This window comes from Streptomyces sp. SID14478 (assembly GCF_010548525.1).
Lineage (GTDB): Bacteria > Actinomycetota > Actinomycetes > Streptomycetales > Streptomycetaceae > Streptomyces.
This window is the reverse complement of the sequence record NZ_JAAGMG010000836.1, coordinates 1-23,213: the sequence shown is the minus strand read 5'-3', so window position 1 is coordinate 23,213 and position 23,213 is coordinate 1. Positions and strand designations below refer to the sequence as shown.

The following is a 23,213-nucleotide window of genomic DNA, read 5'->3' as shown; positions in this document are numbered from 1 at the left end:
GGCCTCGACCGGGTGCCGGGCCTGCCCGCGGGGCCGCCCGCGAAGGCGGGGCGGGTGGAGTCGGTACGCATCGTCGGGCGCCGTACGCGGGCGATCGCCCCGGCGTTCGTGTACCTGCCGCCGCAGTACTTCCAGCGGCAGTTCCACCGCCAGCGGTTCCCGGTGATCGTGGCGATCAGCGGCTACCCGGGCGGCATCATGAACCTCGCCAAGTTCCTTCGTGTCCCGCAGACCGCCGACGAGTTGGAGCGCACCGGCAGGCTCCAGCCGACGGTGGTGGTGATGGTGCGGCCGACGATCGCGCCGCCGCGCGACACCGAGTGCGTGGACGTGCCCGGTGGCCCGAAGGCGGAGACGTTCTTCACCAAGGACCTGACCGACGCGCTGAGGTCGACGTATCGCGTGGGTCATGATCCGAGCGCGTGGGGTGCGCTCGGCTACTCGTCGGGCGGCTCGTGCGCACTCCAACTCGCCCTGCGCGATCCCCAGGTGTACACATCGGCCGCGTCGCTGTCCGGTGACTACCGCATCGACGACGACCTCACCACGGGCAGCCTGTTCGGCGGCGGCCCGGACGCGCGACAGCGTCAGCGGGGCCACGACCTCGGGTGGCGGCTGCGGCACCTTCCGGTGCCGCGGGTGTCGGTGCTCGTGGCGAGCAGCAGGCAGGGCGAGAAGGACTACGGCCCGACGATGTCCTTCCTCAAGGCGGTGAAACCGCCCCTGACCGCCGCGCGGATCATCCTGCCGCGCGGCAGCCACCACTTCACGACCTGGGTGCGGGAGATCGGGCCCGCGCTGCAGTGGATGGGCAGTCGCCTGACGTTCCCGCAGGACACCACGCCGACGGCGCCGTCACCGCACCGCGCGGCGCTCGCTGCCCGGCGGTCCTCCCCGTGAGCCGGGGCTTCCGTCAGCGACGCGTCGCCACCACGAGGCGGCAGCGCGGACTCCCGTCCGGCCGCTCACCGAGTTCGGGCAGCGCGCGCAGCGCGACATCGAAGCCGGCCCGGGTCAACTCCCGTCGCACGTCGCCGAGTCGGAACGGGCGGTAGTACATGACGAACGGCGGCCGCCACACCGCGTTGCGCAGCCGCATCACCCCGTCGAAGCCGAGCATCGCCCAGTAGCCGCGCGACCCGGGCCGCGCGGGAGCGGGCAACGGAAAGGCGAACTGCCCGCCAGGACGCAGAACTTGGTGGACCTGGGCGAACAACTCCGGGTACTGGCCCGGCAGGAAGTGCCCGAACGCACCGAAGCTCACCACCAGGTCGAAGGCGGGCCCGAACGGCAGGGCGAGCGCGTCCCCGCGCACGTACGCGGCGGCCGGCTCGCCCGCGCGCGCCACCTCCAGCATCCCCGCGCTGAAGTCGACGCCCACCACGGAGCCGGTGCACACCTCGCGCAGCACGCCCAGCCCCGCACCGGTCCCGCAGCACAGGTCGAGCCCGTCGGCGTACGGGCCGAGCGCGCGCAGAGCGCGGGTCACGGGGGCGAGCACGAGGTCGGGGGTGCGGAAGGGGGTCTCGTCGAATTTCGGCGCGAGCAGGTCGTAGCCGCTCTCGACCGACGACAGCGCCTGAACGGCCAGCTCGCGGAGGGTGGGCCCCTGGGGTGTGAACATGGCCGATCAGCATAGGTCGGCGGCCCGCCGAAATCCGCTCTTGCCACGGAGCGGGGGTCGGGTGTTACTGTCTCAGTGGCACATGTGTACGCCCACTCTGCGGCGCCGGTGCCGGTCCCACCTCTTTAGCGCTTGAGCGCTCACCTCTTTCAGGTAACCGCCTCAGCGCACATCATCCCTGGTCAACAGGTTCTCGACGGGCTCTTCGCCCGTCCCTGCACTGCCAGGTTCCCTCCCGGCCACGGGCTGTTCCGCCCGTTCCACGGGGCGTGACGTCTCCGCCCCGTCCCTTCGCCAGATCCCACCCCGCTCACTGCCCGCGTACGCACACCGTCCGCGAAAGGACTGATCGACCATGACCAGCACCACTTTGGAAAAGCCCCCCGCTTCCACCGCACCCAAGGCTCCCGTCCGGGCCGCCGGGGTCCTCGACCTCGGCGCGAACGGGCAGGGGTTCCTGCGGGCGAAGGACCTGATCCCGACGTCCCGCGACGTCCAGGTCCCCGCCCTCCTCATCCGTCAACTCGGCCTGCGCAAGGGCGATGTCGTGGACGGCCTGTGCGAACGGCCGCACACGCTCACCCGCGTCGAGACCGTCGGCGGCGCACCCGCCGGCGTGACCCGCCACCGCCCCCGCTTCGCCGACCTCACTCCGCTGCACCCCACCGAGCGGCTGCGTCTGGAGGGTCCGGCGAGCGGCCTCGGAGGCCGTGTCGTCGACCTGTTCACCCCGGTCGGCAAGGGCCAGCGCGGCCTGATCGTCGCGCCGCCCAAGACCGGCAAGACCGTGCTGCTGCAACAGCTCGCCGCGGCCGTCGCCACGAACCACCCGGAGGCCCACCTGATGGTGGTCCTCCTCGACGAACGCCCCGAGGAAGTCACCGACATGCGCCGCTCCGTACGCGGCGAGGTGTACGCCTCGACGTTCGACCAGCCCGCGAAGGCACACATCGCGCTCGCCGAACTCGCCGTGGAGCGCGCCAAGCGCCTCGTCGAGCAGGGCCGCGACGTGGTGATCCTGCTCGACTCGCTCACCCGGCTGTGCCGCGCCCACAACAACGCCGCGTCCTCCGGCGGGCGCACCCTGTCCGGCGGTGTCGACGCGGCCGCGCTGCACGGGCCCAAGCGCCTGTTCGGCGCCGCCCGCAACACCGAAGAGGCCGGCTCCCTGACGATCCTCGCCACGGCGCTGGTGGACACCGGTTCGCGCGCCGACGACTACTTCTTCGAGGAGCTCAAGAGCACCGGCAACATGGAGCTGCGCCTGGACCGCGCCCTGTCCGACCGCCGCGTCTACCCGGCCGTCGACGTCACCCCTTCCGGCACCCGGCGCGAGGAACTCCTCCTGTCCGCCCCTGAGTTGGCCGCCGCGCGCGGGCTGCGCCGGGCGCTGGGGAGCCGCGACGGCCAGGCCTCGTACGAGGCCCTGCTGGACAAGCTGCGTCACACCCCGGACAACGCCGCGTTCCTGCGCCAGGTCCACTCGACGGTCCCCACCGGCTGACCGCACCCCGCCGATGCGTAATACTCGCTGTATGACTTCGAGTGTTACGCGCTCCGGTGGCGGACCGGCCGTCACCGTGCGCCGGGCCACCGCGCGCGACGCCAAGCGCCTCACCCGGCTCGTGCGCGGCTCCCGCGCCTACGAGGCCCCGTACGCGGCGATGGTGGCCGGCTACCGCGTCGGCCCCGACTACATCGAGGCACACCGGGTCTTCGCCGCGGTCGCCACGGCCGACGACCGGGTCCTCGGCTTCTACTCCCTGGTCCTCGCCCCGCCGGAGCTGGACCTGATGTTCGTCGCGAACGACGCGCAGGGCCTGGGCATCGGGCGGCTGCTCGTCGCGCACATGCGGGAGCAGGCGCGCGCGGCGGGGCTCGACCGCGTCCTGGTCGTCTCCCACCCGCCCGCCGAGGGCTTCTACCGCAGCATGGGGGCCGTGCGCACCGGCACCGTGCCCGCGCGCCCGCCCGCCGTCGCGTGGGACCGCCCCGAACTCGTATTCCAGGTCTCCCCCACGGTCTGAGGGGTTCCGCCCTCGGCCCGCACGGCGCACACTCATGGGCACCGAATCGCGGGCAATGGGGCAAGGAGGCCACATTGGGCGGCAGCGAGGCACGCGACGACGCGTTCGACGTGATCGTGGAGATCCCGCAGGGCTCCCGGAACAAGTACGAGATGGACCACGAACTCGGCCGGATCCGGCTCGACCGGATGCTGTTCACCTCGACCCAGTACCCCGCGGACTACGGCTACGTGGACGGCACGCTCGGCGGCGACGGCGACCCGCTGGACGCGCTCGTCCTGACCGGTGACGCGACGTTCCCCGGCTGCACCATCGAATGCCGGGCGATCGGCATGTTCGTGATGAGCGACGAGAAGGGCCCCGACGAGAAGGTCCTGTGCGTCCCCGCCCACGACCCCCGGCACCTCGGGGTCCAGGACATCGAGGACATCCCGGAGTTCGACCGCCTGGAGATCACCCACTTCTTCGAGGTCTACAAGGACCTGGAACCCGGCAAGTCCGTGGACGGCTCCCACTGGGAAGGTCGGGACAAGGCCTACGAGGAGATCGCGCGGGCCCGTGAGCGCCGCCGGCGGTAGCCCCTGACGGCGCCGGGAATCACGTCGTCTATGGTGGGCGGGCCGTGGTGCTCGGGAAGACCGGTGACGGCCCCGGAAGGGGTCAAGTCCGGAGCGGCCCTCGCCACTGTGATCGGGTTCCGGTCCTCCGTGTCCGGAGCGCATCGCTCCACCGCGCCACTGGCGGCTTCGTGCCGCTGGGAAGGCAGGGGCGGCCGCGCGTGCCCGTAAGCCAGGAGACCGGCCGCGGCATCTCACGAAGTGATCCACGAGGTGCTGGAGCGTGATCAAGGCATGACCCTGCCCGGGAACCCCCCTGCGCGGACGACCGAGGTGAACCCCGCCTTCCGGTGGCGGCGCGAGGACACGGTGCGCACCGCGGGCCTGATGGCGGTGATCCTCGCCCTGCACGTCGTCGCGTTCGGCGTGCTGTTCCTGCTCGTCGTCCCCGAGCACTACGAAGTCGGCAACAAGGCCTTCGGCATCGGCCTGGGCGTCACCGCGTACACGCTCGGCATGCGGCACGCCTTCGACGCCGACCACATCGCCGCGATCGACAACACGACCCGCAAGCTGATGGCGGACGGCAAGCGCCCGGTCTCCGTGGGGTTCTGGTTCGCGCTCGGCCACTCCAGCGTGGTCGTCGCGATGGCGGCCCTCGTGGCGGGCGGCGCGGCCCTCGCCGGCATCCTCCTGAACGACGCCTCGCGCACGCACCAGGTTCTCGGCGTCGTCGGCACCACGGTCTCCGGTACGTTCCTGTACCTCATCGCCGCCCTCAACCTCGTGGCCCTGCTGGGCATTTTGAAGGTCTTCCGGGCGATGCGCGCGGGCTCGTACGACGAGCGGGACCTCGAACAGCACCTGGATTCCCGGGGGTTCATGAACCGCATCCTCGGCCGCTTCACCAAGTCGATCACCCGCCCGGGCCAGATGTACCCGCTCGGCTTCCTCTTCGGCCTCGGCTTCGACACGGCGACCGAGGTGACGCTGATGGTGATGGCCGGCAGCGGCGCCGCGGCGGGCCTGCCCTGGTACGCGATCCTGTGCCTGCCGCTGCTGTTCGCCGCGGGCATGAGCCTGTTCGACACCCTCGACGGCACGTTCATGAACTTCGCGTACCAATGGGCGTTCTCGAACCCGGTGCGCAAGGTGTTCTACAACCTCACCATCACCGGTCTGTCGATCGCGGTCGCCTTCTTCATCGGGACGATCGAACTCGTCGGCGTCCTGCACGAGAAGCTCGACCTGACCGACGCGGTCACCGGCTGGATCGCCGGTCTGAACCTGGACAACGTGGGCTACGTCATCGTCGGCCTGTTCGTGGTGGTGTGGGCGGCCGCGCTCGCGTACTGGCGCCTCGCCAGGGTCGAGCAGCGCTGGTCGGCCCGGCTCGCCGAGGGCGGCTGACGGACCGAGGACGCCCACCCGCAGTCACCCGGCCCGGAGGACCTTCATGAGCACTGCCCGCCTGCCCCTCGAAGGCATCACCGTCGTCAGCGTGGAGCAGGCGGTGGCGGCGCCGTTCGCCACGCGCCAGCTCGCCGACCTGGGCGCGCGGGTGATCAAGGTGGAGCGGCCCGGCGCCGGGGACTTCGCCCGCTCCTACGACGAGACGGTGCACGGCCAGTCCAGTCACTTCGTGTGGCTGAACCGCTCCAAGGACTCGGTGACGCTGGACCTCAAGACGCCGGGCGGGCGGGACGTCCTGGAGCGGCTGCTGGCGGGCGCGGACGTCTTCGTGCAGAACTTGGCGCCGGGCGCGGCGGCCCGACTTGGCCTGTCCGCACAGGAGTTGGCCGGACGCCACCCGGACCTGATCGTCTGCGACATCTCCGGCTACGGCGGCAACGGACCATGGGCGCACCGCAAGGCGTACGACCTGCTGGTGCAGTGCGAGACGGGCGTCGTGTCGGTGACGGGCACACCGGACGCCCCGGCCAAGGTGGGCATCGCGGTCGCCGACATCGCCGCCGGGATGTACGCGTACTCGGGCATCCTGACCGCGCTGTACGAGCGTCGCGCCACCGGCGTCGCGCGCGCCGTGGACGTGTCGCTGTTCGAGGCGCTCGCGGAGTGGATGGGCTACCCCGCGTACTACACGGCGCACTCGGGGCGCCAGCCGGAGCGGGTCGGTGCCGCGCACGCGACGATCGCCCCCTACGGGCCCTACGAGGCCGGGGACGGCGGGACGGTCCTGCTGGCCGTCCAGAACGAGCGGGAATGGGCGTCGTTCTGCGCCGTGTTCCTGGACGACGCCGCCCTGGCCGACGATCCGCGCTTCCACCGCAACTCGGCCCGGGTCGCCCGCCGCGCCGAACTGGACGCCGTCGTCGCGACCCGCTTCGCCGAGCTCGGCGCCGACGAGGCGGTCGCGCTCCTGGAACGCGCGAAGGTCGCGAACTCCCGCCTCAACACGGTCGCCGAGTTCCTGGACCACCCGGTCCTGTCCGGGCGCGGCCGGTGGCGCGACGTGGCCACTCCGCAAGGGCCCGTGCGCGCGCTCGTGCCGCCGGCGGGGCTGTCCGGGGTGGAACCGCGGATGGACCCGGTCCCCGCGGTCGGCGAGCACACGGACGCGGTGCTGGCGGAACTGGGCTACGACCCGGCGGCGGTCGCGGCGCTGCGGGCGGCGGGGGCCGTGTAACGGCACGGAGCGGGAAGGGCCGTTCGGCCCACCACAAGGGTCACTCGGCCCGCTTGCGCCGGAGGCGCCCGCTGAGATGCTGCTGCGCAGAGCCTCCCGTGCCCTCGCTCTCCCGCCGCGGCGCACGGTCGAGGCCCGGGCCCGCCGGTCGCAGGAGGGGGAGCTGCGACCGGCGGGCCGGACGTCCCCGGAGCAGCGGGCACTTGGGGCGTATCGGCACGTCAGGGACAGGCGGTGGCAGGCGGAGCGATAAAGTATCGCGTCAACCCGCACGCGCCCGATCACCCAGGAGCACCTACGTGACCGTAGCCATCGACTCGTCCGAGGCAGCCGACCCCACCGGCGAGGACGCCGGTCAGGACGCGTCCGCCGTGGAGCCCGCGCCCGCCGCGGACGTGCCGCAGGCGCGCCCGTCCGGCACGGACGAGGAGACGGCCGAGCCGGGGACCACCGCGCACACGTGGACCCCGTCGACCGACGCGACCGACCCGACCGACACCGCCGCCGCCACCGAGGAGTTCTGGGAGCCGGGCGGGGACCTGCAGGAGGCGCAGGACGACGACTCCGGCGAGGTACCGGAGGCCATCACGCGCGACGCCCACGAGTTCGGCGTCTACGCCCGCACCGGCGGCTGGACCTTCGCCCTGAAGGTGGCCCGCAGCGTGCGCCCCGGCGGCCAGAGCGCCGAGGAGAGCCCCAAGGTCTCCGCGCGCAGGTTCGCCGGGCTCGCCGGCTGCTCGGCCGAGCGCGTCATGCGTTTCTACAAGGCGTGGGACAAGGCGGCGGACGACGGTCTGGTCCCGCAGTTCGAGGCGCTCGCGCCGGGCGCCGACGTCGAACTCCCGGACGCCGACGTCTGGTTGACGTACTACGTCTCGCGTTCCAGCGCCGGCTCCGTGCGCGGTCAGGCGATCTCCGAGGCAGCCGAGGCGGAGGGCATCCGGCCGACGAAGGCGCTCGAGGTCGCCGAGAACCCGACGGCGCTGCGGGCCGCGATCCTCGCCGACCCGGGCACCGCGGAGGCCGCCCGCAAGGCGCTGATGGACCGTCTCGGCGAGGACCCGGTGCTGCGCTCGGGCCTGGCCCGCGACATCGTGCGCACCGACGACCTGAAGAAGGCCGTGGCCGAGGAGACCAAGACCGGCGGCCGTCTCGACTACGTGCGCAAGATCGCCGAGGAGGGGCAGATCAGGACCCCCGCGGGCCAGGAGATCGAGGCTCCGCGGCAGCTGCGCGAGGAGGCCGAGCGGCACCTCTCCCTCATCGACGAGCTGGACGAGGACGAGGAGGCGGGCGAATGGGCCCGCGAGGCGTACGACAGCGTGCGCACGCTCGTCGCCGAGACCGTCGAGGCCGACCCGGAGCTGCGGGTGCAGGAGCGGCGGGCGAAGTTCTACAGCAGCCTGTCGAAGGCGACGAAGGCCTTCGAGGAGCTGACGTTCGACGACGTGCAGGAGATCGACGACATCTACGAGGACGACATGGTGCGTCGTCTTGAGGAGCTCCAGCAGGCGATCTCGGCGTGCATCACGGCCCTGCAGGCGGCGCAGCAGCAGGACTGACGCCCGCCCGGCGGCCCATCGGTGCCCGGCACTCCCCGCGTGGGGAGTGCCGGGCATCGGCGTTTTTCGTGCGTGTTGCGCGGATCACTCCCCACACGCCCAACGAAACGTTGCCGTTTCGCTTAGCGCCACGTACGCTCGTCGAGTCGAGAACGAAACGGTTTCGTTCTCTTATCTGACGCTCTTCGCGACTTCCCTGGAGTGGCCTCACATGTCCCAGACGACGGTGGCCGACGCCACCGGCACCTCGGCCCCGCCCACCGAACAGGCCTCCCGCAGGCGCTGGTGGATCCTCGGCATCATCGGCATCGCGCAGCTGATGGTCGTGCTCGACGCGACGATCGTGAACATCGCGCTGCCCTCCGCCCAGCAGGACCTGGGCTTCACGGACGGCAACCGGCAGTGGATCGTCACCGCCTACGCGCTGGCCTTCGCCTCCCTGCTGCTGCTCGGCGGCCGCATCGCGGACCTCTTCGGCCGCAAGCCCGCCTTCCTCATCGGCGTCGCGGGCTTCGCCGGCGCCTCCGTACTGGGCGGCGCGTCCACCAGCTTCGGCATGCTGGTGACCGCCCGCGCGCTGCAGGGCGTCTTCGGCGCACTGCTCGCCCCGGCCGCACTGTCCCTGCTCAACACCACGTTCACCGACGCCAAGGAGCGGGCCAAGGCCTTCAGCGTCTACGGCGCGATCGCCGGCGCCGGCGGCGCGGTCGGGCTGCTGCTCGGCGGCGTCCTGACCGACGCCCTCGACTGGCGCTGGACGCTCTACGTCAACCTCGTCTTCGCCGTCGTCGCCTTCATCGGCGGCTGGGTCCTGTTGACCAACCACCGCGACGCCGCCGGCTCCAAGCTGGACCTGCCCGGCACCGTCCTCGTCTCGGCCGGCCTGGTCGGCGTCGTCTACGGATTCTCCAACGCCGAGACCCACGACTGGAGTTCGCCGCTGACCTGGGGATTCCTGGCCGCCGGCGCGGTGCTGCTCGCCGTGTTCACCTGGTGGCAGACCCGGGCGAAGCACCCGCTGCTGCCGCTGCGCGTCCTGCTCGACCGCGACCGCGCCGCCTCGTTCGTCACCGTGCTGATCACGGGCGCGGGCATGTTCGGTGTGTTCCTGTTCCTCACGTACTACCTGCAGCTCAATCTCGGCTTCAGCCCCACCAGGACCGGCCTGGCGTTCCTGCCGATGATGGCCGCCCTGATGGTGATGGCGCAGGTCTCCACCACGGTCCTGGTGCCGCGGATCGGTCCGAAGGTCGTGATCCCGGCAGGCTTCGCGGTCGCCGCGGCCGGCATGGTCTGGCTGACCGGGATCGGCCTCGACTCCAGCTTCTCCACGGACGTGCTGCCGCAGCTGCTGATCATCGGCGCGGGTCTGGGATCCGTGATGCCGCCCGCGATGGCGCTGGCCACCAGCGGGATCGCCGCCGAGGACGCGGGAGTGGCCTCCGCGACGGTCAACACCATGCAGCAGGTGGGCGGTTCGATCGGCACCGCCCTGCTGAGCACGCTCGCGGCGAGCGCCGCCACCAGCTACCTGACGGGACGCAACCCGGCGGACAAGCTGACCCAGGCGCAGGCCACGATCGAGAGCTACACGACCGCGTTCTGGTGGTCGGCGGCCTTCTTCGCCGTCGGCGCGGTCCTCACCTTCCTGCTGTACCGGCGCGGGGCCGGTGCGCAGGACCCGGATGCGGCCCCGGTCGTCCACATGTGACCCGGCCGCACCCCGGTCAGGGGCCGCCGTCTTCAGGGAGACGGCGGCCCCTGCGTATGACCTCGGCGAGGGCAGTGGCAGTGGCAGTGGCAGTGGCAGTGGCATCGTGCACCCGATCATCGGGCTCGGCTCAGGAGCCACTTCGTGTCGGACGCCCCCAGCACCCAGGTCTACGCCCCCCCCGGTCCTCGGCGACGGCGTGGGCGGCGACGCTGGAGTCCGCCACGCCCACCTCGGCCGATATCTGCTACCGGTCGACGCGGGGCGCCGCTAGCGTCGATCCGCATGACGGACAAGCGTGTACGACCGGGACTGGCCGCAGACGAACGCACCCAGCTGACGGGCTGGCTCGACCTGCAGCGCGACGTGATCCGCTGGAAGTGCGAGGGAGTGGCGCGGGAGGACACGCACCGCGCCGTCCTCCCCCGCTCCCCGCACCTGTCCCTCGCGGGCCTCGTCTCGCACATGAGGTGGGTCGAGCACTGCTGGTTCGAGGTGATCTTCATGGACCACCCGGCAGTGGGCCCGCAGTTCGAGGGGGAGGACGACGACGCGGACATGCGCGTCGAGGACGTCCCGCTCGCGCAGCTGCTCGCCCAGTACACGCGTCAGTGCGCGGTCTCCGACGAGATCATCGCGGCCCACTCGCTGGACGACCTCGGCCGCAACAAGGAGTACCGGGGCGAGGAGACGAGTCTGCGCTGGATGCTGCTCCACATGATCGAGGAGACCGCACGGCACGCCGGTCACGCGGACGCGATCCGGGAGCTCCTCGACGGGGAGCTCGGCTACTACTGACACCGTGCGGGGCGCGGGCCGTGCACCGGTCCGCGCCCCGCCCCGGTGCCCGGCTCACCAGATCCGCACGCGGTCCGCGGGCTCCAGCCACAGTCCGTCACCCGGCTTCGTGGCGAAGGCCTCGTGGAACTCGTCGAGGTTGCGCACGATGTTCGCCCGGAACTCCGGCGGCGAGTGCGGGTCGATCGTCAGATACTGCTGCTCCTGCTCCTTGCGCCGCTTGGTGCGCCAGCAGAACGACCAGTTGAGGAAGAGCCGCTGGGATCCGGTCGTGCCGTCCTCGGACACCGGAACGTCCGCGCCGTCGAGCGCGATCCGGTACGCGGTGTGGCCGATGGTCAGTCCGCCGAGGTCGCCGATGTTCTCGCCCACGGTGAGCGAGCCGTTGACGAACTCGCCGGGCAGGTTGCGCGGCGAGAAGCCGTCGTACTGCTTGACGAGCGCCTTCGACTTGGCTTCGAAGGCCGACTTGTCGTCGGCGGTCCACCAGTCGTTCAGGTTCCCCTGGCCGTCGTACTGCGCGCCCTGGTCGTCGAAGCCGTGCCCGATCTCGTGGCCGATGACGGCGCCGATGCCGCCGTAGTTCTCCGCGACATCGGCCTCCGGCGAGAAGAACGGCTTCTGGAGGATGCCCGCCGGGAAGCAGATCTCGTTGGTGCCCGGGTTGTAGTACGCGTTCACGGTCTGCGGCAGCATGAACCACTCGTCGCGGTCGACCGGCGCGCCGATCTTCGCCATCTGCCGGTCGTGCTCGAAGGCGTCGGCGGCCCGGGCGTTGGCCAGCAGGTCGTCGGCACCGACGGCCAGCGCCGAGTAGTCGCGGAACCGGTCCGGGTAGCCGATCTTCGGACGGAACGTGGCGAGCTTCTCGTACGCCCGCTCCTTGGTCTCGTCCGTCATCCAGTCGAGGGCGCCGATGGACTGCCGGTAGGCCTCCAGCAGGTGGGCGACCAGCTCGTCCATGAGCGCCTTGGAGGCCGGCGGGAAGTGCCGGGCCACGTACTCCTTGCCGACGGCCTCGCCCATCGCGCCCTCGACGAAGGCGACGGCACGCTTCCAGCGGGCCCGCAGTTCGGGGGTGCCGTTGAGGGAGCGGCCGTAGAACTCGAAGTTGTTGCGCACGAACGCCGAGGACAGGTAAGGGGCGCTGCCGCGCACCACGCGCACCAGCAGCCAGTCGCGCCACTGCTCGACGGGCGTCTCGGCCAGGACCGTGGACAGATGGGCCAGGTAGGACGGCTGGCGCACGCAGGACCGGGCGAGCGTCTCGTCGCTGCCGCCGAGCCCGGTGACGTAACCGCGCCAGTCGAACTCCGGTGCCAGCGCGGTGAGTTCGTCGAACGTCGTGAGGTTGTACGTCTTCTGCACGTCCCGCGTCTCGGCCCGCTCCCAGTGCCCCTCGGCGAGCCGGGTCTCCAGCGCGAGGACGGTGCGCGCCGCGGCGGCCGGGTCGGTGTGCTCGGCGAGCGTGAGCAGCTCGGTGAGGTAGGCCTCGTACTTCTCGCGGGTCTCGGCGAACTTGTCCTCGCGGTAGTACGACTCGTCGGGCAGCCCGAGGCCGCCCTGGAGGATGTTGAAGAGGTAGCGGTCGGAATCGCGGTCGTCACTGTCGATGTACGAGCCGAACAGGCCGGAGCCGCCGGTGCGCTCGAAGCGGCCGAGGAACGCGGCGAGCTGCGTCGTGTCGGCGAGGCCCGCGACCTCCTCCAGGAGCGGTCGCACCGGATCCAGGCCCCGCGCCTCGACGGCGTCCTCGTCCATGAACGACGCGTACAGGTCGGCGATCTTGCGCGACTCGTCGGCGTCGAGACTGGTGGGACCGCCCGCCGCGATCTCCTGAATGATCTCCTTGACCTGCTGCTCGGCGACGTCCACGAGCTGCACGAAAGGGCCCCAGCTGGAGCGGTCGTCGGGGATGGGCTCGGTCGCCAGCCACTGGCCGTTCACGTGGCCGAAGAGGTCGTCCTGCGGTCGGATCGCCGGGTCCATGCCCGGGCGCGCGTCATCCAGAGTGCTCATCGCCGCAGCCTACCCAGGTCAAGGGGCACAAAGCCCACCGGATACGGCACCGCCCCGGCCGGCGCGAGGCCGGCCGGGGCGGTGAACGCGATCCGGTGAGCGAAGGGTCAGCGCGTGAACGCGGCCAGGGCCTCGTTCAGCGTCTGCGACGGGCGCATGACCGTGGCGGCCTTGGCCGGGTCGGGCTGGTAGTAGCCGCCGATGTCGGCGGGCTTGCCCTGGACGGCGAGCAGCTCGTCGACGATCTTCTGCTCGTTCGCGGCGAGCGTCTCGGCGAGCGGGGCGAAGGCCTTGGCCAGCTCCACGTCGTCGGTCTGCTTGGCCAGCTCCTGGGCCCAGTACAGGGCGAGGTAGAAGTGGCTGCCGCGGTTGTCGATGCCGCCGAGGCGACGGGTCGGCGACTTGTCCTCGTTGAGGAAGGTGCCGGTGGCGCGGTCCAGCGTCTCGCCGAGGACCTTCGCGGACGCGTTGTCCGTGGTGGTGGCGAGGTGCTCGAAGGAGACGGCCAGCGCGAGGAACTCGCCGAGGGAGTCCCAGCGCAGGTAGTTCTCCTTGACCAGCTGCTGGACGTGCTTGGGGGCGGAGCCGCCGGCGCCGGTCTCGAAGAGGCCGCCGCCGTTCATCAGCGGCACGACCGACAGCATCTTGGCGCTGGTGCCCAGCTCCAGGATCGGGAAGAGGTCGGTCAGGTAGTCGCGCAGCACGTTGCCGGTGACCGAGATGGTGTTCAGGCCCTGGCGGATGCGCTCGACGGACAGCTTGGTGGCGTCCTGCGGGGAGAGGATCCGGATGTCCAGGCCCTCGGTGTCGAACTCCGGCAGGTACTGCTCGATCTTCTTGATCAGCTGGGCGTCGTGGGCGCGGCCCTCGTCCAGCCAGAACACGGCCGGGTCACCGGTGGCGCGGGCGCGCGTGACGGCGAGCTTGACCCAGTCCTTGATCGGGGCGTCCTTGGTCTGGCAGGCGCGGAAGATGTCGCCCTCGGAGACCGCCTGCTCAAGGACGACGTCGCCGGCCTGGTTCACCAGGCGGACGGTGCCGGTCGAGGGGATCTCGAAGGTCTTGTCGTGCGAGCCGTACTCCTCGGCCTTCTGCGCCATGAGGCCGACGTTCGGGACGGAGCCCATCGTCGACGGGTCGTAGGCGCCGTTCGCACGGCAGTCGTCGATGACGACCTGGTAGACGCCCGCGTAGGAGGAGTCCGGGATCACCGCGAGGGTGTCCTGCTCCTGGTCGTCCTTGTTCCACATGTGGCCGGACGTACGGATCATCGCGGGCATGGAGGCGTCGATGATGACGTCGGACGGCACGTGCAGGTTGGTGATGCCGCGGTGCGAGTCGACCATCGCGAGCGCCGGACCGGCGGCCAGCTCGGCCTCGAAGGACGCCTTGATCTCGGCGCCGTTGCCCAGCGACTCCAGGCCCTTGTAGATGCCGCCGAGACCGTCGTTCGGGGTCAGGCCGGCGGCGGCGAGGTCGGCGCCGAAGCGGGCGAACGTCTCCGGGAAGAAGGCGCGCACGACGTGGCCGAAGATGATCGGGTCGGAGACCTTCATCATGGTGGCCTTCAGGTGCGCGGAGAACAGCACACCCTCTTCCTTGGCGCGGGCGACCTGGGCGGTCAGGAACTCGCGCAGCGCGGCGACGCGCAGCACGGAGGCGTCGACGACCTCACCGGCGAGGACCGGTACGGACTCGCGCAGCACGGTGGTGGTGCCGTTGTCGGCGACGAGCTCGATCTTGAGCTTGTCGTCGGCCGGGACGACGGCCGACTTCTCGGTCGAGCGGAAGTCGTTGACGCCCATGGTGGCGACATTCGTCTTCGAGTCGGCGGACCAGGCGCCCATGCGGTGCGGGTGGGCCTTGGCGTAGTTCTTCACCGAGGCGGGGGCGCGGCGGTCCGAGTTGCCCTCGCGCAGCACCGGGTTCACGGCGCTGCCCTTGACCTTGTCGTAGCGGGCGCCGACCTCGCGCTCCTCGTCGGTCTTGGGCTCGTCCGGGTACGCGGGCAGCGCGTAGCCCTGCTCCTGCAGCTCGGCGATGACGGCCTTCAGCTGCGAGACGGACGCCGAGATGTTCGGCAGCTTGATGATGTTGGCCTGCGGCGTCTTGGCCAGCTCGCCGAGCTCGGCGAGGGCGTCCGGGATCCGCTGGTCCTCGGTGAGGTACTCCGGGAACACGGCGATGATGCGTCCGGCCAGGGAGATGTCACGGGTCTCCACGTGCACACCGGCGGTGGACGCGTAGGCCTCGATGACCGGCAGGAAGGAATACGTTGCGAGGGCCGGGGCCTCGTCTGTGTGCGTGTAAATGATGGTCGAGTCAGTCACCGGATGCTCCGCTCCACGTCTTCCATGTCATCTGCATAGCTCATATTGCTCGACATCAAGATATCTCGTGCCGGGGCCATCTCCGAAAGGGGCCCGGCCATCAAGAGCGGGAGCGGTACCGAAGGACTACGTCCCCGGGGTCTTGCCGGGCCCACGACGGCCCCCAGGGCGGACTCCTCCGGAGTGACGACCCGGCTCCCCTGCCCGCCTAGCGTGCTGCGGGCGGCCGGAACCGCCGGATGATCCCGGCGCCCCGCTCGCGTCCTCCATCTGCCGAGCCAGGGGATTCGTCATGCCCAAAACAGCCATGGTCGCGGTCGGCCCGGCGGCGCTGAGCCTGCTCCTCGGGCTGTGGGGGATCACGCGCGAGCACAGCATGTGGCGCGACGAGGCGGCGACGTGGGGCGTGGCCCACAGGTCCGTCCCCGAGATCTGGCAGTTACTGGACCGGATCGACGTCGTCCATGGCCTCTACTACCTGTTCCTGCACGGCGTGTTCGCCGTCTTCGGCGACAGCCTCCTCGCCCTGCGGCTGCCGTCCGTCCTGGCCATGGCCTGCGCCGCCGCCGTGACCGGCCTGCTGGGTGCCCGCCTGGCCGACCGGCCCACGGGTACGGCCGCGGGCCTGGCCTTCGCCGTACTCCCCGCAGTCCAGCAGTACGCGCAGGAGGGACGTCCGTACGCACTGGTCACGGCCTGCGCGGCGGTGGCCTGCCGGATGCTGGTCGTGGCGGTCGACAGACCGGACGCCGGGCGCTGGGCGGCGTACGGCGCGGCGATGCTGACGGCGGCGCTGCTCAACTGGTTCTCGCTCCTGCTGCTGCCGGTCCACGCGATGGCCCTGGCCCTCTTCCGACCGCGCCGCGCGACGGTCCTGCGCTGGGCGGCCGCCTCCCTCTGCGCCGCTCTCAGCGCCCTGCCGCTGGTCATGGCGAGCGCGGCCCAGTCCGCGCAGGTCGCCTGGATCCCGCCGGTCAGCGGGAGCGCGCTGACCGCTCTCCTCCTGACCCTGCTCGCGGGCGGGCTCTGCGCTCTGTACGCCCATCCGCGGGGGAAACGGCACGGGATCCGCCCCACCGGGCTCCCGCTCGTCACGCTCGCCCTCCCGCTGCTCGTGATCCCGCACCTCGTGCTGCTCGCCGTCTCCGTCGCCCACCCGCTCTACCTGACCCGCTACGTCCTGTTCACGCACATCGGTCTCGCCCTGCTCGTCGGCGCGGCATGCCGGACCTTCGCCGCACGCCTGCGGATGGCACCGCATCGGCCGCTCGCCGCGCTCCTGGCCCTCGCCCTTCTCGGGCTGCTCCCGGTGGAGGTGTCCCTGCGCAGCGCGGCGGGCCGGGTCGACGACGTGCTGTCCGCCGCCGAGAACGTCGCCGCGGTCCGTGAGCCCGGTGACGGTGTGCTGTACCTCCCCGCGGCCCGCCGTGACACCGCACTCGTCTCCCCCGCCGCGTTCACCGGCACGAGAGACCTGGCCCTGGTCCGGGATCCGGTGGCGTCCGGCACGATGAACGGCGTGGAAGGCAGCCCGCGGCAGATCGCCGACGCCGCCCTTGCCGTACGCCGCATCGTCGTCGTCAGCGACGCGCACGCGCCACGCGCCACCACGGCCCGCGACCGGGCCAAACTCCGGGTCCTGCGCACGCTGTTCGTCCGCTGCTCCGTCACCGACGAACGGGGCCGCCGGGTCTCCGTGTACGAGCGTCGGCCCCCTTCGTCGGACGGATGACGATGGCGGTGAAGGCGAACGGTGAGGGAGGGGTGGTGGCGGGTGAGCGGGGACGGATGGGACCTCGCGGGCGCCGGCTGCGGCGGGCTCAGCAGGCGTTCGCCGTGAAGCCGATCGGGACCAGGTCGCCCGTGCCGCCCGCGGTCGCGCGTTCCAGGAGCGAGCGGACGTCGTCGCCGAACGGCGTGCTGTACTCCACGTCCGGCGCGCAGCCGCCCTGCTCCCGTCCTCCGATCACCCCGACCACCTGGTCGTTCTGCACCCAGGGACCACCGCTGGTCCCGCTGCCGAAGCCGGTGCAGTGGATGCCCGAGTAGCCGTCGCCCTGTTCCAGCGGGGCGTCACAGGTGAGCGGGCGGCCCCGGCTGCCCATCGGGTAGCCGCTGACCGTGACCGTCTCCTGGGCGCGCGGTGTACCGAGCGGCAGGCCCGGCACCACGTCCTCGATCTTCTTGCCGCCGTGGGGCGCGACCCTGAGGAAGGCGACGTCGTGGCGGGGGTCGAAGGACTTCTTCCAGGCGGGATCGATGTACATGTCGGTCACCGACCAGACCCCGCCGGGGAGTTCGCTGTCGTGGAGGAGCGGCGCGAATTCGATGGTCGCGCCGGTGCCGAAGACGCAGTGGGCCGCTGTCACCAGGAGGTCGCGCGAGGGCGAGTCGACCACTCCCGCCGAGCAGAAGTGCGGTCCGCCGAGCTTGGGCACCGCGCCCAGGACGCTCGGGTAGAAGAGCGCTCCGGTCGCCGGAGCCGTCTCCACCGAGTGGGCCGCGGGTACCTCGGGATCGGCGGCATGTGCCACGGGTTGGACTGCCGCGAGGCCGAGGCAGAGGCAGAGTCCGGCGAGAACTGCAGGGATCCGACGCATCGTCGGATGTTAATGAGGATCGTGCGATTCCTGAAGACCCGTGAAGCCCCCTTCGCGCGTCATCATGTGCCCATGTCCACCGAGGAGTTCACCCGCAGCGTCACCGTCGCCGCCCCTGCCGCGCACGTCTTCGCGCACCTGGCGGACCCGGAGAACTATGTCGGCCTCTCGCCGCTCGTGATCGCCGTGCGCGATGTCGTCGCCTCGGCGGAGCGGGTGCACTACGTCGCCGTGGAGCGGTTCCGGCTGGGCCCGCTGCGCCGGGACAACCCGATCCGGGTCACCATGACGTTTCCCCGGGACGAACGGGAGATCGTCAGCGAGGTGCGAAGCCCGGGCAGGGTCCGCCTGACCGCTTCGGTGCGACTCGTCGACGGCGTACGACACGACGACGGCGCGGCCGGCACAGAGGTGCACGAGACGATCCGCGTCACGTACCCCCGGCCGCTGCGGGCCCTTGTGGTGGGCCAGGCGACGAAGGCCCAGCGTCACCGGCTGGCCGAACTGGCGCGGCGTCTGACCGACGCACCGACCACCGACCCCGGCGAGAGCGGCGGGGCACGGGCGGGCGAGTAGCGCCTGTCCGGCGGTCAGGTCGCGGCGAGGGTGGCCCGTGGCCGGACACAGGCCCTGGGTCCATCGGCGGATGTCCTTGCCCCCTCCGAGCCGCGGGGTACGCCCACCGGCAGCGCGCCCCCGTGACGCGGACGAGCTCACAGGCCGTCGCGGTCGTGCCAGTGCCGCTGCCAGCGCGCGTCGACGGGCTCGGCCGCGGGCTGGTAGCGGATGTCGGTCGACAGACGCATGACGCGGCCCGGGTCACGGTTGTCGAGCGCCGCGTGCACGAGGTACGGGGAGTGCACGACCATGTCCCCGGCCGCGTAGTCCGCGATCAGCCAGCGGGAGTCGAACTCCTCGGCCAGCCGCGGCAGATCGGCGGTGAGTGAGGCGGCGGGGCGGCGGGCGGCGCCGATGCGCTCCTCCTCGCGCACCCGGTGGTGGCTGCCCTCCAGGTACACCAGACCGCCGCGCTCCACGGGACAGTCGCCGAGGGGGATCCAGGAGGAGAGCACGTTCTCGGTGCCCTCGCGCAGATAGACCAGGTCGTAGTGGGCCTGGGTCGCCGACCCGATGCCCTGCTCGCCGGGCACGTTGTGCCGGATGATCTTTCGGCGGTGCAGATGCACCTCGTCCACCCCGAAGAACCACCGGTAGAAGGCGACGAGCCGCGGCTGGGCGCAGAGCCGCGCGTACGCCGCCCCGGGCACGATCTCGCCGAACAGCGTCTTGCGGAACAGCGCGCGGTCGACCTCCTGCGGATCGGGCGCGATGCCGTCGGCCGGGTCGGTGCCGGGGGCCGTCAGACCGCTGGGGGCGAGCGTGCGGAAGTAGTGCTGCCGGAACCCGCGCACGGTGTCGGGCGCGAAGAAGCCCCGCAGGAAGAGGTAGCCGTCGCGGGCGAACCGCGCGTGCAACGCCCCCCGGTCACGCAGCTCGGAGCGGTCGACGGGCTCCAGGCGCCCCAGGCGGTCCGGAGCAGGATCGAGGCGGTATCCGTTCGACGTGAGCACGGGGTGCGCCCCAGGGAGCACGGGGTGCGCCCCAGGCACAGCATGCGACGCGGGCACGGCGCGTGGCGTGGGCACGGCGCTCGGCGTGGGCACGGCGCTCGGCGTGGGCACGGTCGGGAGAGTCCGGGAACTGTCGTTCATGCCGACGATGGTGCGCGGCCGACGGGCGCGCGCTCCATGGACCCGCTCCGCCGGGAGTTGGACTCTGCCCGGTCCGCGCGCCGTGGACGTACGCCCGCGAAGCCGAACCGGTCTCAGTGGGCGGTCCAGCCGCCGTCGAGCGAAAGCGACGTCCCCGTCATGAACGAGGCCTGCGGCGTGCACAGATACGCCACCGCCTCGGCGACCTCCTCGGGTTCGAGGAGCCGCTTGAGCGCGCTGTCCTGGAGCAGCACCTCGCTCACCACCCGCTCCTCGGGGATGCCGTGCGCGGCCGCCTGGTCGGCGATCTGCCGCTCCACGAGGGGCGTGCGCACATAGGCGGGATTGACGCAGTTCGACGTGACCCCGTGCGGGGCGCCTTCCAGCGCGGCCGTCTTGGACAGCCCTTCGAGGCCGTGCTTCGCGGCGACGTACGCGGACTTGAACGCGGAGGCGCGCAGCCCGTGCACCGACGACACGTTCACGATGCGGCCCCAGCCCTGCCCGTACATGTGCGGCAGGGCGCCCCGGATCAGCCGGAACGGGGCTTCCAGCATCACCGTCAGGATGGTGTGGAAGGCCTCGGGCGGGAACTCCTCCAGGGGACGCACCAGTTGCATGCCGGCGTTGTTCACGAGGACATCGATCCCGGCGGCCGCGGCCTCGGCGGCGTCCAGGTCGGTCAGGTCGAGGACGTACGGCTCGACGCCGTCGGTCTGCTCGGCGAGGGTGTCGAGCCCCGCCCGGTCCCGGTCCACCGCTCTTACCTGGGCGCCCGCCGCGGCGAGCCGCCGGGCGCAGGCCCGGCCGATGCCACTGGCGGCGCCGGTGACGAGTGCGGTGCGTCCGCCGAGGTCGAGCGGTGTCGCGTGGGGTGAGGCAGAAGAGGTGCGCGGGGTCATGGTCCGTACTCTAGGCAGCCCGTCCGCACTCCAGGCAGCCTGTCCGCGCCCCCGGATGCGGCGGGCACCCGTACCTCAGTGCTCGGTCTTGGTTTCGAACCATGTCGGTCCCTCGGACTGCGCCTGCTTGATGCGGATCAGCGAGTGCTCGTTGAGCCGCGGCAACGCGTCCAGCGCGAACCAGGCGACCTCCAGCGACTCCTCGTCGTTCACGCGCGCCTCGCCGCCGGTGGCACGGCAGCGGAAGGTGATGTCCATGAACTGGCACTGGTCGCCGTTGGGATACGTGATCGGCTTCTGCGCCTGTACGAGGACGACGCGTTCGGCGACGCACTCGACGCCCGTCTCTTCCTCCACCTCACGCGTCGCGACGTCCGCCGGCTGCTCGCCCGGCTCGGCGATCCCCGCGGGCACCGCCCATCGGCCCGTGTCCGCACGGCGCCCGAGGAGCACGCGGCCCTCGGCGTCGAAGACGACGGCGCTGACACCCGGCAGGTACAGCAGTTGGTGTCCGGCGGTGGCCCGGATGTCGCGGATGAATTCTGGAGTCGCCATGCCTCGACCTTATCCGTCCGGGCCACCGGGCCCGGCATACCCGCTGATCAGCCCGCTGTACGCCGCCCCCGGCGCGAGCGCGTCACGGCCCAGGCGAGGCCGCCGACGCCGATCGCGACGAGGAGCGCCTCGGGCCAGACGCCCGCGCGCGTGGCGAGGGTCTGCGAGGTGCGCTTGGGGACGTCGGCGATCAGTGTGTCGGCCTCGAACATGCCGGTGTGCTGGGCGACCGACCCGTCGGGCCGGATCACGGCGCTGATCCCGCTCGTGACGGGGACCATCACGGCCCGGCCGTGCTCGACGGCGCGCACCCGGTCCATGGCGAGCTGCTGGTAGGTCATCTGGCTGCGCTCGAACGTGGCGTTGTTGCTCGGCACGGAGAGGATCTGCGCGCCTTCTCGGACCTGGTCGCGCACGACGTCGTCGAACGCCGCCTCGTAGCACGTCACGTTGCCGATGCTCGTGCCTGCCATGTCGAAGGCGACGGCCTTCTTGCCGGGCACGAAGTCCCCGGCGCGGTCGACGTCCTTGCTGAAGATCCGGAAGAAGCCGCGGTACGGCATGTACTCACCGAACGGCTGCAGGTGCCGCTTGTCGTAGGTGGCTCCGGGGCCGGTCCTCGGGTCCCACAGGATGAGCCGGTTGCGGGTCGAGCCGTCCTTCGCGGTCACCACGGCGCCGACGGAGATCGGTGCGCCGACCGCCTCGGTGGCCTGCTGGATCTCGTCGTAGGCGTCCTGATTGACGTACGGGTCGATGTCGGAGGAGTTCTCCGGCCACAGCACGAGGTCCGGCCGCTTCACGGCGCCCGACTTGATCTTCGCGGCGAGCTTCATGGTCTCGCGCACGTGGTAGTCGAGGACGGCCCGCCGCTGGGAGTTGAAGTCGAGGCCCATGCGCGGAACGTTGCCCTGGATGAGCGCCACGCGCGCGGTGCCGGCCTGCGCCGCGTTCGACATGAAGGGCATGACCACGGCTCCCGCGATCACGGGCGCGACGGTGCAGACGGCCGCGGCGACGACCGTGCGGTCACGCAGCATCCGCACCGCGCCGTCCCCGTCGCCGGAGCGGCGCAGGGCGTTCAGGCGCAGCGCGAGCGCGGCGAGGCCGAAGCCGCACAGCACCACCGCGAATCCGAGCAGCGGCGTGCCGCCGAGTGACGCGAGCGGCAGGAACACGCCACTGGGCTGCCCGAAGGCGACCTTCCCCCAGGGGAAGCCACCGAAGGGGAAGCGGGCGCGCAGCGCCTCGTCCGCGATCCAGACGGCGCTCGCCCACAACGGCCACAGCGGCAGCCGTGACACGTACGCGATCCCCATCCCGGCGAGCGAGAGCACCAGCGCCTCGGCGACGGCGAGCGCCAGCCACGGCAGCGGACCGACGTCGACGCCGGTCCACGACAGCAGCGGCACGAGGTAGGCGAGGCCGAAGACGAGCCCGAGACCGAACCCGGCACGCAGCCGCCGCCCGTGCACCGCGACCCCGAACAGGCCGAACGCCACCGGTGCCAGCCACGGCAGTTCGCGCGGCGGGAAGGTGGCGTACAGGAGCAGTCCGGCGAGCGCCGAGAGACCCACGGGCGCGAGCCGTCGCAGGTCGAAGCGGCGGGCGGGCCCCGGTGCGGGCTCGTCCGGCGGGGCGACGGGGGGTGCGGTGGCGGTCACCCGGGGAGTGTACGGCGCCCCGCTGTCACGCCGACATGCCGGTCGACGACGGCATCGCCCCCGGTCACCGAGGAGTGGCTCCGGGCGGACCGAGCGGGACGGCGTCCCACTCCTGCGCGACCGCGTGCAGGAGGTCCGCATCGAGTTCGGTCGCCTCGGTAGCCAGGTGGAGCGGTACCGACCCGGGAACCGAGCCCGAGTACCTCCGGAAGACCCCCTGGCCAAACGTTCCTGCGCAAGTCCCGCACAAAGCGCCGCACCACCCGTTAGCGTGTGGCCGAGTCCCTGACGCAGGGGCCGGATCCGGCCATCGCGTCCGGGGCCCGTCACGGTCGGGGGGCGACGGGTGGGAAGCACGGGGTGGTCCGCGCGGACCGGGGCGAGCGGGCCCCGGCGACGCGGGTTCGCCGACGCCGCCGGGATCACCGTCCTGGGTGGCTGTGCCGCGTGGGCACTGATCACGGCGACCGCGCGGGCCGGGCGGCCCGAAGGCACGCTCCTCGCG

19 protein-coding genes and 1 riboswitch are annotated in these 23,213 nt (G+C 71.7%); of the genes, 11 read left to right on the top strand and 8 right to left on the bottom strand.

All coding sequences use genetic code 11. The features are described from left to right. Positions 1 to 900, top strand: a 900-nt coding sequence (locus tag G3I40_RS27130) for an alpha/beta hydrolase-fold protein (RefSeq protein ID WP_164304853.1), incomplete at its 5' end; no start/stop codon positions are given. A 13-nt stretch (positions 901 to 913) separates the two neighbouring features. On the opposite strand, the gene G3I40_RS27125 is transcribed toward G3I40_RS27130, so the two are convergent. Continuing rightward, positions 914 to 1,624, bottom strand: coding sequence for a class I SAM-dependent methyltransferase (locus tag G3I40_RS27125; protein ID WP_164304851.1), 711 nt, complete (start codon positions 1,622 to 1,624; stop codon positions 914 to 916). Between the two features lie 355 nt (positions 1,625 to 1,979). Between G3I40_RS27125 and rho the strand changes: the two genes are divergently transcribed. The 8 genes from rho to G3I40_RS27085 all read left to right on the top strand — a co-directional run bounded on the left by rho (position 1,980) and on the right by G3I40_RS27085 (position 10,926). Next, positions 1,980 to 3,128, top strand: a complete 1,149-nt coding sequence (rho, locus tag G3I40_RS27120; protein ID WP_164304849.1) for a transcription termination factor Rho — start codon at positions 1,980 to 1,982, stop codon at positions 3,126 to 3,128. A 31-nt stretch (positions 3,129 to 3,159) separates the two neighbouring features. Next, positions 3,160 to 3,651 (top strand): GNAT family N-acetyltransferase, encoded by a 492-nt coding sequence (locus tag G3I40_RS27115; RefSeq protein ID WP_164304847.1) that lies wholly within the window; start codon positions 3,160 to 3,162, stop codon positions 3,649 to 3,651. A 152-nt stretch (positions 3,652 to 3,803) separates the two neighbouring features. After that, entirely contained in the window at positions 3,804 to 4,229 is a 426-nt protein-coding gene (locus tag G3I40_RS27110; protein WP_239091960.1) for an inorganic diphosphatase, read from the top strand. Between the two features lie 14 nt (positions 4,230 to 4,243). Further along, positions 4,244 to 4,472, top strand: a riboswitch (cobalamin riboswitch). 30 nt (positions 4,473 to 4,502) lie between these two features. Continuing rightward, positions 4,503 to 5,618 carry a HoxN/HupN/NixA family nickel/cobalt transporter gene (locus tag G3I40_RS27105; RefSeq protein ID WP_164304844.1) on the top strand — a complete coding sequence of 372 codons (1,116 nt, stop codon included), beginning with the start codon at positions 4,503 to 4,505 and terminating at the stop codon, positions 5,616 to 5,618. A 46-nt stretch (positions 5,619 to 5,664) separates the two neighbouring features. Next, the gene (locus G3I40_RS27100) at positions 5,665 to 6,855 is read left to right on the top strand and encodes a CaiB/BaiF CoA-transferase family protein (RefSeq protein WP_164304842.1); all 1,191 of its coding nucleotides are present in this window, start codon (positions 5,665 to 5,667) and stop codon (positions 6,853 to 6,855) included. A 539-nt stretch (positions 6,856 to 7,394) separates the two neighbouring features. Beyond that, positions 7,395 to 8,417: a hypothetical protein gene (locus G3I40_RS27095; protein WP_203644861.1), complete on the top strand. Its 1,023-nt coding sequence runs from the start codon at positions 7,395 to 7,397 to the stop codon at positions 8,415 to 8,417. Between the two features lie 211 nt (positions 8,418 to 8,628). Continuing rightward, a complete protein-coding gene (locus G3I40_RS27090; RefSeq protein WP_164304838.1) occupies positions 8,629 to 10,128 on the top strand; it encodes an MFS transporter in 1,500 nt (499 codons plus the stop codon). Positions 10,129 to 10,413: 285 nt separating this feature from the next. Continuing rightward, entirely contained in the window at positions 10,414 to 10,926 is a 513-nt protein-coding gene (locus G3I40_RS27085; RefSeq protein ID WP_164304837.1) for a DinB family protein, read from the top strand. A 54-nt stretch (positions 10,927 to 10,980) separates the two neighbouring features. Here G3I40_RS27085 and G3I40_RS27080 read toward each other — a convergent pair whose 3' ends face one another. Next, positions 10,981 to 12,945 carry a M13-type metalloendopeptidase gene (locus tag G3I40_RS27080; RefSeq protein ID WP_164304835.1) on the bottom strand — a complete coding sequence of 655 codons (1,965 nt, stop codon included), beginning with the start codon at positions 12,943 to 12,945 and terminating at the stop codon, positions 10,981 to 10,983. 107 nt (positions 12,946 to 13,052) lie between these two features. Then, a complete protein-coding gene (locus tag G3I40_RS27075; protein WP_164304833.1) occupies positions 13,053 to 15,275 on the bottom strand; it encodes an NADP-dependent isocitrate dehydrogenase in 2,223 nt (740 codons plus the stop codon). 292 nt (positions 15,276 to 15,567) lie between these two features. Between G3I40_RS27075 and G3I40_RS27070 the strand changes: the two genes are divergently transcribed. Further along, on the top strand, positions 15,568 to 17,007 hold the full coding sequence (locus G3I40_RS27070) for a glycosyltransferase family 39 protein (protein WP_164304831.1): 1,440 nt from the start codon (positions 15,568 to 15,570) through the stop codon (positions 17,005 to 17,007). Between the two features lie 88 nt (positions 17,008 to 17,095). On the opposite strand, the gene G3I40_RS27065 is transcribed toward G3I40_RS27070, so the two are convergent. Next, positions 17,096 to 17,809 (bottom strand): trypsin-like peptidase domain-containing protein, encoded by a 714-nt coding sequence (locus tag G3I40_RS27065; protein ID WP_164304829.1) that lies wholly within the window; start codon positions 17,807 to 17,809, stop codon positions 17,096 to 17,098. A gap of 138 nt (positions 17,810 to 17,947) precedes the next feature. On the opposite strand from G3I40_RS27065, the gene G3I40_RS27060 reads away from it, so the two are divergent. Then, positions 17,948 to 18,451, top strand: coding sequence for an SRPBCC family protein (locus G3I40_RS27060; RefSeq protein WP_164304827.1), 504 nt, complete (start codon positions 17,948 to 17,950; stop codon positions 18,449 to 18,451). Positions 18,452 to 18,588: 137 nt separating this feature from the next. On the opposite strand, the gene G3I40_RS27055 is transcribed toward G3I40_RS27060, so the two are convergent. The 4 genes from G3I40_RS27055 to lnt form a co-directional block, all read right to left on the bottom strand. Further along, entirely contained in the window at positions 18,589 to 19,446 is an 858-nt protein-coding gene (locus G3I40_RS27055; RefSeq protein ID WP_164304826.1) for a phytanoyl-CoA dioxygenase family protein, read from the bottom strand. Between the two features lie 254 nt (positions 19,447 to 19,700). Continuing rightward, positions 19,701 to 20,489 carry a 3-hydroxybutyrate dehydrogenase gene (locus G3I40_RS27050; RefSeq protein WP_164304824.1) on the bottom strand — a complete coding sequence of 263 codons (789 nt, stop codon included), beginning with the start codon at positions 20,487 to 20,489 and terminating at the stop codon, positions 19,701 to 19,703. 75 nt (positions 20,490 to 20,564) lie between these two features. Continuing rightward, positions 20,565 to 21,044, bottom strand: a complete 480-nt coding sequence (locus G3I40_RS27045; RefSeq protein WP_164304822.1) for an NUDIX domain-containing protein — start codon at positions 21,042 to 21,044, stop codon at positions 20,565 to 20,567. Between the two features lie 47 nt (positions 21,045 to 21,091). Then, the gene (gene lnt, locus G3I40_RS27040) at positions 21,092 to 22,708 is read right to left on the bottom strand and encodes an apolipoprotein N-acyltransferase (RefSeq protein ID WP_164304821.1); all 1,617 of its coding nucleotides are present in this window, start codon (positions 22,706 to 22,708) and stop codon (positions 21,092 to 21,094) included. Positions 22,709 to 23,213: the final 505 nt, after the last annotated feature.

Bases quoted from the DNA above. Each gene is read 5' to 3' on its own strand.
- G3I40_RS27125 (WP_164304851.1), bottom strand. From the start codon at position 1,624: ATGTTCACACCCCAGGGGCCCACCCTCCGCGAGCTGGCCGTTCAGGCG.
- rho (WP_164304849.1), top strand. From the start codon at position 1,980: ATGACCAGCACCACTTTGGAAAAGCCCCCCGCTTCCACCGCACCCAAG.
- G3I40_RS27115 (WP_164304847.1), top strand. From the start codon at position 3,160: ATGACTTCGAGTGTTACGCGCTCCGGTGGCGGACCGGCCGTCACCGTG.
- G3I40_RS27110 (WP_239091960.1), top strand. From the start codon at position 3,804: ATGGACCACGAACTCGGCCGGATCCGGCTCGACCGGATGCTGTTCACC.
- G3I40_RS27105 (WP_164304844.1), top strand. From the start codon at position 4,503: ATGACCCTGCCCGGGAACCCCCCTGCGCGGACGACCGAGGTGAACCCC.
- G3I40_RS27100 (WP_164304842.1), top strand. From the start codon at position 5,665: ATGAGCACTGCCCGCCTGCCCCTCGAAGGCATCACCGTCGTCAGCGTG.
- G3I40_RS27090 (WP_164304838.1), top strand. From the start codon at position 8,629: ATGTCCCAGACGACGGTGGCCGACGCCACCGGCACCTCGGCCCCGCCC.
- G3I40_RS27085 (WP_164304837.1), top strand. From the start codon at position 10,414: ATGACGGACAAGCGTGTACGACCGGGACTGGCCGCAGACGAACGCACC.
- G3I40_RS27080 (WP_164304835.1), bottom strand. From the start codon at position 12,945: ATGAGCACTCTGGATGACGCGCGCCCGGGCATGGACCCGGCGATCCGA.
- G3I40_RS27070 (WP_164304831.1), top strand. From the start codon at position 15,568: ATGCCCAAAACAGCCATGGTCGCGGTCGGCCCGGCGGCGCTGAGCCTG.
- G3I40_RS27060 (WP_164304827.1), top strand. From the start codon at position 17,948: ATGTCCACCGAGGAGTTCACCCGCAGCGTCACCGTCGCCGCCCCTGCC.
- G3I40_RS27050 (WP_164304824.1), bottom strand. From the start codon at position 20,489: ATGACCCCGCGCACCTCTTCTGCCTCACCCCACGCGACACCGCTCGAC.
- G3I40_RS27045 (WP_164304822.1), bottom strand. From the start codon at position 21,044: ATGGCGACTCCAGAATTCATCCGCGACATCCGGGCCACCGCCGGACAC.